Genomic DNA, 15,010 nt, shown 5'->3' with positions numbered 1-15,010 from the left:
GCGGGGGCGCCGCCTCTTTGGCGCGCGCCCCCCCCCCCCCCCCCCCCCCCCCCCCCCCCCCCCCCCCCCCCCCCCCCCCCCCCCCCCCGGGAACTGGCCGCGGAACTGGTGCGGGGCCTGCTGGGGTGGTCCCCCGACCCCCTGGACCTGGTGCCCGCGCTGGCGTGGTGCCGCCAGAACCCGGACCTCGTGCTGCCCACGTTCCGCGACGAGGAGACGTGGCGGCAGTACGTCGAGGCGCTGGTGCGCGTGCTGGCGGAGGACCACCCCGAGGTGGGTGGACCCGCGCCGTTCGACCTCGACCGCGCGGTGGAGACGTACCAGACGATCTCCTGGGTGGCGCGCGTCGCGGCGGAACCCACGCCCGCGGCGGACGTCTCCCTGGTGACCGCGGCCGGGTGGTCGGCGGTTCCCGCTGCGGTGGACAAGGCGCTGCACGACCGCCCGGTGGTGCTGTCGGAGCACGGCGTGTACGTCCGGGAGAACTACCTGGCAGCCGTGCGTTCCGGCGCCGACGCCGCCGGCCGGTTCGTGCCCACGCGCCTGGCGCGGGGGCTGACGCGGCTGGCGTACGCCGTCTCGGACGTGGTGACGCCGGTCGCGGAGGCGAACGCGGCGTGGGAGGAGGGGCTGGGCGTGGCGCCGCAGCGCATCGTGGTCATCCCCAACGGGGTTCCCGCACCGGGCGCTCCCGCACCGGCACCGCGCACCCGCACGGTCGTCAGCGTCGGCCGGCTGGACCCCTTGAAGGACGTGCCGACCATGCTGCGGGTGGCCGCGGCGGTGCGCCGCCGCGTGCCGGACGCGACGTTCCTGCACTACGGCCCCGTGCCGCGCGGTCAGGAGGAGTACGCGCGCTCGTGCCACGAGCTGCACACTGCGCTGGGGCTCGGTGAGGGGTTCCGGTTCATGGGCCCCACCAAGGACCCCACGGGCGTGGTGCGCGAAGCCGACGTGGTGCTCATGACGAGCATCTCCGAAGGGTTCCCGATGTCCGTGCTGGAAGCGCTGTCGCAGGCGCGGCCGGTGGTCACCACGCTCGTGGGCGGGGTCCTGGACGCGATGCGCGGCGCGGGCGTGACGGCGCCGCCCGGGGACGTGCACGGACTGGCGGACGCGGTCTGCGCGCTGCTGCTGGACCCGGGGTTCGCGGAACTCCTGGGCACCCGTGGCCACGCGCGGGTGACGAGGCTGTTCGGGCAGGACCGCTGCCTGGACGGGTACGCAGCGGTGCTGGGGGCGCTGGCCACCGACGTGCGCGGCACGCCGGCGGTCGCGGACGGCACGGGGACGGGAGCGCGGTGAGGATCACCGAGGGGCAGGCGGCGGCGCGAGTGCACGCGGCGCTGGGCAGGGAACCGCAGGACGCGCTGGAGTCGGCGGTCGTGCTGGAGGCGTGGGGCGGGCTGGTGCCGCGGGTGGCGATGCCGCTGGCGCGCGGCACCGCCGGGACGGCGGCGCGCCGGGCCCGCGCGACGGCGACCGCCGCACCGGTCAAGCGCCCCCGCGAGGTGACGCCCAGCGATCCCCGGGAACTGCTGGGCCTGGTCGCCGCGCTGCTGGCCACGACGGCGTGGGTGGCCCCGCTGGCGGTGGAGTTCGGCACGGCGGTCACCGAGGGGGCGTGGAAGCTGGCGCTGCCGGTCAGCTTCGCGCTGCAGTGGCTGGTGCGCCGCCGCTGGCTCACCGACGCCGACGGCCTGGGCCGGCTCCGCGCCGAGCGGGGCCTGCTGACCGCGGCGGGCGCGGTGTCGGCGCTGGTGCCCCTGGGGGTGCTGCTGGCACCGGAGCGCAGCCTCGCCGCCGCGCTCCTGGTGACCTGGGTGGGCAGCCTGGTCGTGGTGGTGCGCGGCTGGGGGGTGCAGTACGCGCTGGGCCTGGTGCTGGCGGTGGCGGCGGTCCACGCCGGGCTGCCGGTGCGCGCGGACGTCCTGGCGGTGGTGCTGCTGACGCAGGCCGCGGTGGTCGCGGCGCTGCTGACGACGCCGCGCTCGTCGAGCCCGCCCACGCCGTGGGGGCGCTCGCTGCCCGCGGGGGCCGTGGGCGGCGCGACCGCGCTGCTGGTGGTCCTGGACCCCTCGGTGGGGTGGGCGAGCGCCTCGGCGTTCCCGGTGGTGGCGCTCGTGCCCTCGCTGCTGGGGAGCATCTGGGCCAACCGGCACCTGGACCGGGTGTGGACGGTCCTGCTGGACGTGCTGGCCTCCACCCGGTTGCGCGAGCACGCCCGCTCGCGCGCCGCCGAGGTGTTCGGCGGGATCGTGGCGGGCGCCTTCGCGCGGCTGCTGCTGCTGACGACCGCGTCCTCGCTGGTGCTGGGGGCCGTGCTGCACGCCGACGGGGCCGACCCGGCCGCGGTGACGGCCCTGCTGCTGGGTCTGGGGTGCTTCGGCGTGGTGGGTTTCCTGGCGGGGGTGCTGGAGTCGTACTCGCGGCTGGGGTCGGCCGGGGCGGTGGTGGTGGTGGCGCTGGCCGCCGAGGTGCTCGCCGGCGCCGGGGTGCTGGGCGACGCGGTGCTGCCGCTGGCGGCGGCGGCCGTGGCGGCGACCGCCACGGCGGTGCCCGCGGTGGTGCGCCTGGTGCGCCAGCCGGCGAGGACGCTGGCCACGATGCTCTGACGTCCATCGGGTCTCCCGGTGGACGTCAGTAGGCGCGTGCGTCGATCTGCGCCGCGGTCACGGAGCGGTCGAACTCCCCGCCGGGCACGATCGTCCGGGACGGCACCTCCGCCCCGGCGGCGACCCTGCGCAGCAGCCGGGCGAGCTGCTCGCCGAACAGCGGGTCGCACTCGACGACGTGGGCGATGTCCCCGCCGGCCAGCGCGCGCAGCGCCTCGCGGGTGCCGTCGACGGAGACGACCCGCACGTCCACGCCGGGCCGGCGGCCGGCGGCCCGCACCGCCTCGACCGCGCCGAGGGCCATGTCGTCGTTGTGGGCGAACACGAGGTCCACGTCGGGCCAGGCCTCCAGGGCGGCGGCGGTGACGTCGCGGCCGCCGGCGCGCGTGAAGCCACCGGTGGCGGCGCCGGCGACCTGCTCACCGGCCACGGCGCGGAAACCCCGCTGCCGGCCGACCTGCGCGCCGGAGCCGAGGGTGCCCTGCAGCTCGAAGACCCGGGCTCCCGGTGCGTGCTCGCGGACCCAGCGCCCGGCCCGTTCACCCTCGGAGCGGAAGTCGGCCCCGAGGTGGGTGGCGTAGGCGTCCGGCAGGTCGGTGGCGATGCCCCGGTCGACCAGGACCACGGGGACGCCGGCGGTGCGGGCCTCGCGCAGCACCTCCTCCCAGCCGTCCTCGACGACGGGTGAGAACGCGATGACGTCGACGTCGTCGGCGACGAAGCGGCGCAGGGCCGCGATCTGCCCCTCCTGCTTCTGCTCGTCGTCGCTGAAGGTCAGCTCGAAACCGGTCGCGGGCGTGAGCGCCGCGCGGATCGAGGCGGTGTTCGCGGCGCGCCAGCTCCCCTCGGCGCTCAGCTGGGAGAACCCCACGCGGATCGGCTCGCCGCCGCCGCCGCACGCCGCGGGCACCAGAGCGGCACCGGCGGCGAGGACCACCACCAGCACCCGCGCACCCCGCCGGACCCACCGTCGCACCACAGCACCTCCCCCGGACGGGATCGGCACCGCGCCCGGCCGCCTTGAACGGCCGTGCCCGGCGCAGTGCCCGGCGCAGTGCCCGGCGCAGTGCCCGGCGCAGTGCCCGGCGCAGTGCCCGGCGCAGTGCCCGGTGCCGTGATCGGCCGTTCGGGTGGTGCGGGTGCGCTGCGGGACCACGGGGCGGGGCAGCCGCTCACGTCCGGCGGGCGCGGCGCCGATCCCTGCGAGGTGGAACGGACGACGGACCGGGCGCTGGTGCGCCGGCTGCGGGAGCGCCCGGTGTGGCAGCACCTGGCGGCCCTGGTCGTCGTCCCCCTGCTGGCCACCGGCGCCGTCGCGACGGCCTCGGTGGCCGACCGGACCCGTGAGCTGCAGGTCGCGGGGCAGGCGGGTTCCCTGATGCGCGCGGCCACCGAGCTGGACGCGCTGCGCCGCGCGGTGGACAGCGAACTGCTGCCCACGCTGACGCGCAACGTCACCCGCGACCGGGTGGACTCCGCAGCGGCGGGTTTCGGCCGCGACCGGGCGCAGACCTACCTGGAGGCGGTGAACCGGGTGCAGCTGGCCCGGCAGGTCACCGACCGCGCCGTCTCGCGCATCCCCGCCGGTTCCCCGGCGGCGACGCGCACGGCGATGGCCGTCGAACGGCTGCGCACGGTGCGCTCGGCCGCGGACCAGGGCACCTCCAGCACCGACGCGCTCGCCGGGCTCTACCTGGACCTGTCGGACTGGCTGGCGCACGCCGAGGTGGAGGTCATCACGCGGACCACCGCGACGGGCCTGAGCGAGCGCAGCGCGCTGGCCGTCAGCGACGTCACCCTGGTGGCCGAGCTGACGCGGCAGGCCAGCCGGGAGGTCCCGGTGACCTTCACGGCGCGCGTCCTGACGGGCAGCGCCCAGGTGCGGGCCCGGCAGCGCTCGGCGCACGTCGTGGGCACCTACCGGGAACTGGCCGGCGGGGCGGCGGGGCTGTCGACGGCGCAGCTGCGGCTGCACTGGGCGCAGGCGACCGGGAGCGCGTCCGCCCAGCTGCTGACGCAGGCGCTGAGCGTGGAGACGATCGCCCCGGGCCGGCTGAGCGGACCGCGGCTGCTGGAGCTGTCCGCGGCGAGCGCGCAGCGCGACCGCGACCTGGCGGCGTTGCTGGGGAGCGCCGTGGACACGGCGGTGACGGCGATCGACGAGGAGCGGGAGAGCGCCGCGGCGCGCTTGCACGCCACGACGCTGCTGTACCTGCTGGTCCTGGCGGGTGCGCTGGCGGCGGCGTTCGCGCAGGGCCGCTGGCTCGCCCGCGCCCTGTGGCGGCTGGCCGAGGCCGCCCGCCGCGTCGGGCGGGGCGAGCTCGTGGAGGTCCCGGAGTCGGGGCCCGGGGAGATCCGCACCGCCGGGCGCACCCTCGCCGGTGCGGTGGCGGGGCTGCGGCAGGTGCAGGAGCAGGCCGACGCGCTGGCCCGCGGCGACCTGGCCGCCGCGCTGCGCGCGCAGCCCGTGCACAGCCCGCTGGGCGAGGTGGTGCACGGGTCGGTGCAGCAGCTGGTGCGCGCGGTGCAGCAGCGCGACGAGCTGCAGACGGAGCTCGCCCACCAGGCGGCGCACGACCCCCTGACCGGGCTGCCGAACCGCGCGGCGGCGCTGCGGTCGCTGGCGCACGCGCTGCACCGCGCCGGACCGGACGGCGCCACGGGACTGCTGTTCGTGGACCTGGACGGCTTCAAGGCCGTGAACGACACCGCCGGTCACGCCGCGGGCGACGAGGTGCTGCGCGAGGTGTCGCAGCGGTTGCGGGTGTGCGTGCGCGACGGGGACGTGGTGGGCCGTCTGGGCGGTGACGAGTTCGTGGTCCTCGTCCGGGACGTGACGGACGAGGCGAGCCTGGTGGACCTCGGGGAACGGGTCGTCGCCGCGGTGCGCCGCCCCCTGGAGGTGCGCGCCGAGCACGGCACCGTCGCCGCGGGCCGGGCCGTGCGCATCGGCGCCTCGGTCGGTGTCGCCGTGGCCCGCGGGGGCGGTGAGGGCGCCGAGGCGCTGCTGGCGGAGGCGGACTCGGCGGTGTACCGGGCGAAGTCGCGCGGGCGCGGCCGGGTGGAGGTGTTCGACGACGCGCTGCGCGCCGAGCTGGCCGCCCGCTCGGACCTGCAGTCGGCGCTGCGCGACGGCCTGCGGCGCGGGGAGCTGACCCTGCACTACCAGCCGGTCGTGGACCTGGCCGACGGCTCGCTCGCCGGCTACGAGGCGCTGGCGCGCTGGGACCGCCCCGGCGTGGGCCCGGTGCGCCCGGACGTGTTCGTCTCCGCCGCCGAGACGTCCTCGCTGGTGTGCGACCTGGGTCGCTGGGTGCTGCACGAGGCGACGGCGCAGCTGGCGCGCTGGCGCACCGAGCGCCCCCGCGCCTGGCCGGCGGCGGGCGGGGGGCCGGAGCCGACGGTGGCGGTGAACGTCTCCGGGCGGCACCTGGCCGACCCGCGGCTGCTGGAGGACGTGGCGGACGCCCTGGCCGCGTCCGGCCTGCCGCCGCACCTGCTGGTGCTGGAGATCACCGAGACCGTGCTGGTCGACGACCCCTCGGCCACGGTCCGGCTGCAGCAGCTGCGCGCCACGGGCGTGGCCGTCGCCATCGACGACTTCGGCACCGGTTACACCTCCATCGGGCAGCTGCCGACGACCCCCGCGGACACCCTGAAGATCGACCGCAGCTTCGTCGCGTCGGACGACCCCGGCCGTCGCGGGCTGGTGGTGCTGACGGTGCAGGCCGCCCACACCTTCGGCCTGCGGGTCGTGGCCGAGGGCGTGGAGGAACCGGAGCAGCTGCGCTGGCTGCGCGAGCAGGGGTGCGACACGGCGCAGGGGTACCTCCTCGGGCGGCCGCTGCCGGCGGTCGAGGCCGCCGCCTGGGCGCTGCCGGCGCTCGGGACCGCCGTGGTGTGACGGACGACGCCGCAGCGGCCTCAGCCGGCCGCGCGCAGGGCGGTGACCGCCGTGCCGAGGTCGTCGACGGCGAGCGCGTCGGCCATGCCGACCAGCTCGAGCACGCGCCGGGGGCGCGTGCCCCTCGGGGCGACCACCCGGAAGGGCGCCCCGCCGGCGGCGCAGGCGCGGGCGAGGTGGTCGACCAGGCGGACGCCGCCGCTGTCGAGGAACGTCGCCCCCGACAGGTCGAGCGCCACCGCGCGGGCCCCGGCGACGAGCGACGCCGCTCGCGGCAGCAGCGCGGGGACGACGGCCGCGTCCAGCTCGCCGGTCGCGGCGAGCACGCGCAGCCCGTCGGCCTCGTCGGGCAGCGCGCGCAACGTCACGCCGCACCCCCCCGCAGCGCGTGCCGCAGCACCAGGCGAGTCCCCGTGTCCGACGGCTCCACGCGCACCTCGTCCACCACCGCCCGCATGATCCCCAGTCCCCGCCCCCGCTCGTCCGACGCCGTCCTCGCTCGCCACCGCCCCGGGTCCGCGACGGTGATGAGGACGACCGGGTCCCGCGCCGGGCCGGCGGGACGGGTCAGCTCGGCCCGGACGGTGACGTGCTGCTCCGGTCTGCCGCCGCACCCGTGCTCGACGGCGTTGGCCACCGCCTCCGAGGCGGCCAGCACGAGGTCCTCGGCGGTCTCCTCCTCCGCGCCGCGCTCGGCCAGCCAGGCGCCCAGCTCCCGCCGGAGGGGGGACAACCCCGTCAGGTCGGCGGCCACGCGGCGCTCGAGCACCGGTCCCGACCAGGACAGCAGCAGGACGCAGACGTCGTCGCGGGCGTTCCCGTCGTCGAGGAGCGCGCCGGTCAGCGCCTCCACGACCTCCTGCGCACCGAGGCCGTGCAGCGGCGCGACCGTGGAGAGCAGCACGTCCAGCCCCTCGTCCAGACCCTGCTCGCGCCGCTCGACCAGCCCGTCGGTGTAGAGCAGCAGGCGGTCGCCGGGACCCAGCTGCACGGTGTCCTCGCCGCGGTCGCGGGTTCCCAGGACGACGCCCAGCGGCGTCGACCGGCCGCCCCACAGGTACCGGGGGGGACCCTGCGCCGGCAGGAGCAGGGGCGGCAGGTGACCGGCGCACGCGTACCGGACGCACCCGTCGCCGAGGTCGAGCTGGGCGTGGACCAGGGTGGCGGTGCGAGCGGCCTCGACCTGGTCGACGAACCGGTCGAGGCGGGAGAGCACCTGCGCGGGCCCGGTGCCGGGGTCGGCGACGGCCCGCACCGCGCTGCGCAGCTGCCCCATGGCGACGGCCGCGCCCAACCCGCGCCCGACCACGTCGCCGACGACCACGGAGACGACGTCCTCGCCCGCGGTGAACACGTCGAACCAGTCGCCGCCGACCTCCAGCGCCTCCACGCCCGGCCGGTAGACGGTCGCGAAGGTGAACCGCTCGTCGTGCGGGTGCTCCCCCGCCAGGAGCGATCGCTGCAGCTGCTCGGCGATGCCGGCGCGCTCCTCGTAGCGGTGGGCGCGGTCCAGGGCCAGGCCGGCCTGCTGCCCGACGGCGGTGTGGACGTCGACGCTCGGGGGTTCGGCGCCCGCGCCGCGGTCCAGCGTCAGCGCGAGGACCCCGTGCAGCGCCGTCTGCCCGCGCAGGGGCACCAGCAGGTCCTCCCCGACGAGGACGGGTTCGCCGTGCACCACCTCGCCGAACGGCGGGGGCCGCAGCTCGACGACGGCCCCGGTGGACCGCCGGGGCGACAGGCCGCCGTCCTCGCCCGTGAGCCAGACCGTGCCGGCCGACGCGCCCAGGGGCGCCACCGCGGTCCGCAGCAGCGCGTCGGCGACGCCGTCGACGCCCACGGCGCGCGACAGCGCCGCGGTCACCGCCTGCAGGGCCCGCAGGCGCGTCTCGGAACGCTCGGCCTCCCGCCGCGCGGCGACGAGCTCCCGCTCGTAGCGGGAGCGGTCGCCGGCGCTGGACAGCGCCACGTGCACGACCTCCGCGGGGCCGTCGCCGGCCGTGGTCAGCACGGCGCTCATCAGGACGGGCAGGCGCCCGCGCGGGGTCCGCACCTCCACGGCGACCTCGTCGAGGCGCCGCTCGACGAGCAGCAGCGGTGCCAGGTGGGTCTCCCAGAAGATGCGGCCACCGACGGTCAGCAACCCGCTCAGGGTCCGGCTGCCGACGACGTCCTCGCGCTCCAGGCCGGCCCAGTCGAGCAGGGTCCGGTTGGCGTCCAGCACCGTCCCGTCGGGGCGCAGCGTCAGCAGGGCGCTCGGTGACCGCTCCCAGGCCTCCCGCGCCGGGTGCTCCGGGTGCTCCGGGTGCTCCGGGTGCTCCGTCACGCGGCGAGGTAGTCGGCCACGGCAGCGACGACCTGCTCGGGCGCGCTGAGGTTCGGGCAGTGGCCGGTGGTGTCGAGGACCACCATCTCGCTGCCCGCGAGGTGCTCGTGGACGTAGCGGCCCACCTCGGGCGGCGCGATGACGTCCTCACGGCTCTGCAGGACCAGCGCGGGGGTGCGGACCCTCGGCAGGTCGGCGCGGTTGTCGGACAGGAAGGTGGTGCGCGCGAAGCGGCGCGCGATGGCCGGGTCGGTGCGGCAGAAGCTGTCGGTGAGCTCCCGGCCCAGCTCGGGGCGTTCGGGGACCCCCATGATCATGGGCGCGACGTGGGCGGACCAGCCGAGGTAGTTGTCGTCCATGGTGGCGAGCAGCTCGTCGATCTCCTCCCGGCTGAAGCCACCGCGGTAGCCGGTGTCGTCGACGTAGCGCGGGCTGGGTCCCACCAGGACCAGGTGCGCGAACCGCTCGGGCCGCTCGGCGGCCGCCAGGACCCCGATCATCGCGCTGACGGAGTGGCCGACGAACACGGCGGGCGGCAGGTCCAGGGCCTCCAGCACTTCCAGGACGTCGGCGGCGTACCCGTCGAGGCTGCTGTGGCGCACGGGGTCGTAGGCGGCCAGGTCGGACCCGCCCGCACCGACGTGGTCGAACAGGACGACGCGGTGGTCGGCCTCGAACGCCGGGGCGACGTGCCGCCACATCAGCTGGTCGCAGCCGAACCCGTGGGCGAAGACGACCGGGGGGCCGCCGGGGCGGCCCGTCACCGTGACGTTGTTACGGCGGAGGACGTCCATGCGGTCAGGTTATGCCCCGCTCCGCCCCGCGTCGCTCCACGCCGTGCAGCGGCGGGGCTCCCGGCGCCGCCGGACGGCCGGCGCCCCGGCCTCAGCCGGCGGCGGGCACGCTGCGGACCGGTGCCAGCAGGTGCTCCGGACCCGCGAGCTCGAAGCCCGGGTGCTCGAGCTCCACGTGCTGGTGGTCCCCGTGGTCGTCGACCCGGTAGTCCCGCGCGACCTGCGGGGTGGCTGCGATCTCGCGCAGGGCCGAGCCCAGGGCGGCGATCTCCTGCAGCGTCGTGGTGCGTCCCGCGCTGGCGCGCACGGCCCCGGGCAGGCGGTGGCGGGCGCCGGTGCGCACGTCCCGGTGGAACTGGTGCACCTGCTCCTCCGTGAGCGCGAGCAGCCGGCTCACGTAGGGGTGCGCGCAGAAGCAGCCGCTGCGCACGCCGATGCCGTGCTCCTGGGACAGCCGGGCGGCCAGCAGCCCGTGGGGGACGCCGTCGAGGTCGAAGGCGGCGACGGGGACGCGGTCGGCACCGGTGGTGCCGTAGCGGCGCAGCCCGGGGACAGCGGCCAGCTCGGCGTCCAGCGCCCGCGTGAGGGCGCCCTCGTGCTCCCGCAGCGACGCCCAGCCGGCGGTGAGCTCGGTGGCGGCGGCCTCCAGCGCGACGACACCCAGCACGTTGGGCGAGCCGGCCTCCTCCCGGTCGGGGCCGTCGGCCCACACCACGTCGTGGTGGGACACGGCGCTGACGGCGCCCCCGCCCACCAGCATCGGTTCGCCCTCGGCGAGCAGCCGCCGCGGGACCACGAGGGCACCGGCTCCGTAGGGGGCGTTCAGCTTGTGGCCGGACAGCGCGAGGACGTCGATGCCCGTCGCGCTCATGTCGATCCGCCGGTGCGGCGCGAGCTGGGCGGCGTCCACCACGACGAGGACCCCGCGGCGGCGGGCCTGCCCCGCGATCTCCTCGAGCGGCGGGACCCAGCCGGTGACGTTCGACGCCCCGGTCAGGGCCAGGACGGCGGGCGCCGGGCGCTCGTCCAGCGCCGCGACGACCGCCGCGGTGTCGAACACGCCGTCGGTGCCGACGTCCACGACGCGCAGCCGGGCGTGGCGCTGCCAGGGCAGCAGGTTGGCGTGGTGCTCGACGGCGGTGGTGACGACCACGTCGTCGCGCCGCAGGCCGAGGCGGAAGGCGATGAGGTTCAGCGCCTCGGTGGTGCCGCGCGGGAACAGCACGACGTGCGTGGCCGGGTCCGCCCCGACGAACCGGAGCAGGGACTCGCGCGCTCCCTCGTAGCGGGCGCTGGAGCGCCGCGACTTGGCGCCCGCACCGCGGTGCACGCTGGAGTACCAGGGCAGGAACTCCTCCACGGCCCGCGCGACGGCGAGGGATGCGGACCCGGTGGCCGCGTTGTCGAGGTTGACGTAGCGGCGCGTCCCGCCGCCGACGACGGGGACGCGCAGGTCGTCCCCCACGAGGCGGGCGCGCCCGGGCGCGGAGTGGCTGTGCACCCCGTTCCCATCGGTGCCACCGCGTCCGGTCTTGAGCGGGTCACCGGTCAAGGAGCGGGGCCCGTCGGCCGATCGGGAACGGGTGAGATCCCACGCGCCGGCGACCGGTCCTGCTGCCGCCCGGCGGCTCCCCTTCCGCATCACCCGTCGCGTCTTCTGGGACCTGGCGGTCTACATGGTGGGCCTGGGCCTGGGCGTGGGCGCCATCTTCCCGCCCTTCGCCGTGCTGCTGGGCGTGCCGGACCGCTACGCGGACCGTTCGTCGTTCCAGGCGGCCTGCCTGGTGGCGGGGTTCCTGGTCGGCGCGGTGAACTACGCGCTGTGCCGGGCGGTCGTGGGAGGGCGGCTGGCCGTGCTCACCGAGCGGTTGCGCGCGGTGGCGGGCACGATCGCGCGCGGCAGCCGGGGCGGCGACTGGTCGCCGGTGACCTCGGCGCGCATCGAGGTCGACTCCGACGACCAGCTGGGCACGACGGCCACGGCGTTCAACGACCTGCTGGACGCGCTGGAGGCCGGCGAGCACTTCCGCTCGCTGGTCCGCAACGCCTCCGACGTGATCACGGTCGTGGACCCGGCGGGCACCATCACCTACCAGACCCCCTCGGTCGGGTGGGTCCTCGGGCACCGGCCCGCCTCGCTGGACGGCACGGACTTCGTCGCGCTCGTGCACGACGAGGACCGGCCCGCTTTCCGGGCGCACCTGAGCGGGGTGCTGGAGAACCGCCCGCAGCCGCCGTCCGTGGTGTGCCGCGTGCGGCACCGCGACGGCTCCTGGCGCTGGGCGGAGACGGTGGCCGGGAACCTCCTCAGCGACCCGGCCGTCGCCGGGGTGGTCCTCACGACCCGGGACGTCAGCGACCGCCGGCAGCTCGAGGAGCGCCTGCGGACCCAGGCCTACCACGACCCCCTCACCGGCCTGCCGAACCGGACCCTGTTCATGGAGCGCCTGCGCACCGCGGAGCGGGAGGGGGAGCAGGCGCCGCGGGCGGTGCTGTTCCTGGACCTGGACGACCTCAAGGCGGTCAACGACGGGCTCGGGCACGACAGCGGCGACGCGCTCCTGCAGGCCGTGACGGCGAGGCTGGGGACCTGCGTGGAGGAGGGCGACGTCCTCGCCCGGTTGTCGGGCGACGAGTTCGCGGTCCTGCTCAGCGGTGCGCGGGCCGCCGAGGCGGGCGCCGTCGCCGAACGGGTCCTGGAGTCGCTGCGCGAACCGGTGCGGTTGCTGGACCGCTACGTCCACACCGGGATCAGCATCGGCATCGCCACCTCCGCGACCTGCGCGGCCAGCGGGATCGGGCTGCTGCGCGCCGCGGACGTGGCCATGTACGTCGCCAAGAGCACCGGCAAGGGGCGCTGCGAGGTGTTCCAGCCCGCTCACCACGCGGCGGAACTGGACCGCGAGCGGCTGCGCGCGGACCTGCACCGCGCCCTCGACGAGCAGCAGTTCACCCTCGCGTTCCAGCCGATCGTGGAACTGGGCACCGGCAGGATCGACGGCTTCGAGGCGCTCCTGCGGTGGCACCACCCTCAGCGCGGCATGGTGCCACCGGCCGACTTCGTCCCGCTGGCGGAGGAGAACGCCCTCATCGTGCCGATCGGCCGCTGGGTCCTGCAGGAGGCGTGCGGGCAGGCCGCGCGGTGGCAGGCGGAGCACTGCGCGCGGCTGAAGGTGAACGTCAACGTCTCCGCGCGGCAGTTCCAGCACCCCACCCTCGTGCGGGACATCACCGAGGTCCTCGCCGCGACGGGGCTGGACCCGCACCTGCTGACCCTGGAGATCACCGAGACGCTGCTGGTGCAGGACACCTCGCAGACCGCTGAGAAGCTGCGCGAGATCAAGGCGCTGGGCGTGCGGATCGCGCTGGACGACTTCGGCACCGGGTACTCCTCGCTGAGCTACCTGCGGCGCTTCCCCATCGACGTGCTGAAGGTCGACAAGTCCTTCATCGACGGGGTGGCGGACAACCCGGAGGACCGCACGGTCACCGGTGCGGTGGTGCAGCTGGGGCGGACGCTGGCGCTGACGGTCGTCGCGGAGGGGATCGAGAGCGCGGAGCAGGTCAGCACCCTGGTGCAGCTGGGCTGCCCGCTGGGTCAGGGGTACCGCTTCTCGCGCCCGGTCTCGGCCACCGAGGCGAGCAGGCTGGTGGGCGAACGGCTGCTCGTGGGTGCGCTGAGCCCCACCGGCTGACGCCGCCACCCCCGCCCCGCTCCGGGTGGCGGCGCAGGCGGGCCGGGGATCCGCGGCTCGGGCGGTGGTGGGGTCGCAGGAGGGGACGTCGGCCGGTGGCGGACGACGCGAGGAGCACTGCCAGCACACCGTCGCCGACGCCGCCGTCCGTTGCTTGACGCCCCCCGCAGGCACACCTACCCTCGCGGTAAGCGTTTTCTCTGAATCGATCCAAGTCCCGGTCCGGCACCGCCGGCCCCCCGAGCAACGGAGCTCAGCAGATGAAGAAGCGATCCGTCCTCACGCTGGCCGCGGCCCTCTGCGCCGGCACGCTCGGCCTCACCGCCTGCGGTGGCGGCTCCGGCGACGCGGCCGCCGACGGCCCCGTGACCATCGACTACACCTGGTGGGGCAGCCAGGACCGCGCCGACCGCATGACGAAGGCGATCGCCGCGTTCGAGTCCTCCCACCCGGACATCAGCATCAACCCCAACTTCACCGACTTCGAGGGCTACTGGCAGAAGCGCGCCACCGAGGCCGCCGGCGGCGGCCTGCCGGACGTCATGCAGTTCGACCTCTCCTACCTCCGCCAGTACGCCGAGCGCGGCGCGCTGCTCGACGTGGAGGAGCTGGGCGACGCCATCGACACCAGCGGGATCGAGGAGAGCCTGCTGCCCTCCGGGCGGATCGACGACGCCACCTACGGCGTGCCGATCAGCACGAACGCGCTCGGGCTCTTCTACAACCCCGCGATCCTGGAGCAGGCGGGCGTGGCCGCCCCCACCCCGGAGATGACCTGGGACGACTACCAAGCGTGGATCCGCGAGGTCAGCGAGAAGGCGCCCGAAGGCGTCTTCGGCAGCGGCGACTACACCGGGACCTTGTGGCTGTTCGACATGAAGCTGCGCCAGGAGGGCAAGCAGGCGGTCACCGAGGACGGCGAGCTGGGCTTCACGAAGGCCGACCTGAAGGAGTGGTGGGAGTCCACCGCCGCCCTGCGCGCGGACGGTTCGCTCATCTCGGCCGAGCGCACCACCCAGCTGTCCCCGGTGTCGGTCTTCGGCGCCGGGGAGACGGCCTCGGAGTTCAGCTGGGACAACTTCCTGGCCGGCTACCTGACGGACACGGGCGCCCAGCAGCTGGAGATCGTCGCCCCGCCGAGCGACGGCGACGACCACGGCCTGTTCCTGAAGGCGTCTATGCTGTACTCGATCGGCAGCAACACCGAGCACCCCGAAGCCGCCGCCGAGTTCATCGACTTCATGGTCAACGACCCCGAGGTCGGTGAGATCTTCGGCACCTCCCGCGGCATCCCGGCGTCGAAGGCCCAGCGCGACGGCGTGACCTTCGAGGGTGCCGACGCCCAGATCGTCGCCTACGAGGAGTCCATCGCCGACGAGCTCGGCGAGAGCCCCGCGCCGCTGCCCATCGGGTTCGGCACCCTGGAGACGAACTTCAAGCGGCTCGGCGAGGACATCAACTACGGCCGCCTCACCGTGGACGAGGCCGTGGACCAGTGGTTCACCGAGGCCGAATCGGCGATGCAGCAGTGAGCGCCGTCCAGGAGCAGAAGCCCCGCGACCTGGCCACCGCACCCGTGGCCCCCCACGACCCGCGGGCACGGCGGGCGGTGTCCCGCCCCGGGTAAGCCTTCCTGGGACCGTGGGTGATCGTGTTGTTGTTGCTCACACCCGGTCCCA

At 76.1% G+C, this 15,010-nt stretch carries 10 protein-coding genes; 5 read left to right on the top strand and 5 right to left on the bottom strand.

Features of this window, described 5'->3' with window-relative positions; translation table 11 throughout:
* The first annotated feature begins 108 nt into the window (after nt 1-108).
* A complete protein-coding gene (locus ACRYR8_RS19095) occupies nt 109-1,305 on the top strand; it encodes a glycosyltransferase (protein ID WP_432484766.1) in 1,197 nt (398 codons plus the stop codon).
* Nucleotides 1,302-2,615 carry a hypothetical protein gene (locus ACRYR8_RS19090; protein ID WP_432484767.1) on the top strand — a complete coding sequence of 438 codons (1,314 nt, stop codon included), beginning with the start codon at nt 1,302-1,304 and terminating at the stop codon, nt 2,613-2,615. Before ACRYR8_RS19095 ends, ACRYR8_RS19090 begins: the two co-directional genes overlap by 4 nt.
* Before the next feature lie 25 nt (nt 2,616-2,640).
* On the opposite strand, the gene ACRYR8_RS19085 is transcribed toward ACRYR8_RS19090, so the two are convergent.
* Nucleotides 2,641-3,591 carry an ABC transporter substrate-binding protein gene (locus tag ACRYR8_RS19085; RefSeq protein ID WP_432484768.1) on the bottom strand — a complete coding sequence of 317 codons (951 nt, stop codon included), beginning with the start codon at nt 3,589-3,591 and terminating at the stop codon, nt 2,641-2,643.
* A 231-nt stretch (nt 3,592-3,822) separates the two neighbouring features.
* Between ACRYR8_RS19085 and ACRYR8_RS19080 the strand changes: the two genes are divergently transcribed.
* Complete coding sequence (locus ACRYR8_RS19080; RefSeq protein WP_432484769.1) at nt 3,823-6,519, top strand: putative bifunctional diguanylate cyclase/phosphodiesterase; 2,697 nt, start codon at nt 3,823-3,825, stop codon at nt 6,517-6,519.
* A 20-nt stretch (nt 6,520-6,539) separates the two neighbouring features.
* On the opposite strand, the gene ACRYR8_RS19075 is transcribed toward ACRYR8_RS19080, so the two are convergent.
* The 4 genes from ACRYR8_RS19075 to ACRYR8_RS19060 form a co-directional block, all read right to left on the bottom strand.
* The gene (locus tag ACRYR8_RS19075) at nt 6,540-6,887 is read right to left on the bottom strand and encodes an STAS domain-containing protein (RefSeq protein WP_432484771.1); all 348 of its coding nucleotides are present in this window, start codon (nt 6,885-6,887) and stop codon (nt 6,540-6,542) included.
* Entirely contained in the window at nt 6,884-8,842 is a 1,959-nt protein-coding gene (locus ACRYR8_RS19070; protein ID WP_432484772.1) for an ATP-binding SpoIIE family protein phosphatase, read from the bottom strand. Before ACRYR8_RS19070 ends, ACRYR8_RS19075 begins: the two co-directional genes overlap by 4 nt.
* The gene (locus ACRYR8_RS19065) at nt 8,839-9,636 is read right to left on the bottom strand and encodes an alpha/beta fold hydrolase (RefSeq protein WP_242125497.1); all 798 of its coding nucleotides are present in this window, start codon (nt 9,634-9,636) and stop codon (nt 8,839-8,841) included. Before ACRYR8_RS19065 ends, ACRYR8_RS19070 begins: the two co-directional genes overlap by 4 nt.
* Nucleotides 9,637-9,727: 91 nt before the next feature.
* A complete protein-coding gene (locus ACRYR8_RS19060; protein WP_432484774.1) occupies nt 9,728-11,137 on the bottom strand; it encodes an aminotransferase class V-fold PLP-dependent enzyme in 1,410 nt (469 codons plus the stop codon).
* An 82-nt stretch (nt 11,138-11,219) separates the two neighbouring features.
* On the opposite strand from ACRYR8_RS19060, the gene ACRYR8_RS19055 reads away from it, so the two are divergent.
* Nucleotides 11,220-13,331 (top strand): putative bifunctional diguanylate cyclase/phosphodiesterase, encoded by a 2,112-nt coding sequence (locus ACRYR8_RS19055; protein WP_432484775.1) that lies wholly within the window; start codon nt 11,220-11,222, stop codon nt 13,329-13,331.
* A 260-nt stretch (nt 13,332-13,591) separates the two neighbouring features.
* On the top strand, nt 13,592-14,863 hold the full coding sequence (locus ACRYR8_RS19050; protein WP_432484776.1) for an ABC transporter substrate-binding protein: 1,272 nt from the start codon (nt 13,592-13,594) through the stop codon (nt 14,861-14,863).
* Nucleotides 14,864-15,010: the final 147 nt, after the last annotated feature.

The sequence above is a fragment of the Kineococcus esterisolvens genome (assembly GCF_050871405.1).
Taxonomy (GTDB): Bacteria; Actinomycetota; Actinomycetes; order Actinomycetales; family Kineococcaceae; genus Kineococcus.
Note: the sequence above shows the minus strand (reverse complement) of the source record. Positions and strands in the feature narration are given on the sequence as shown.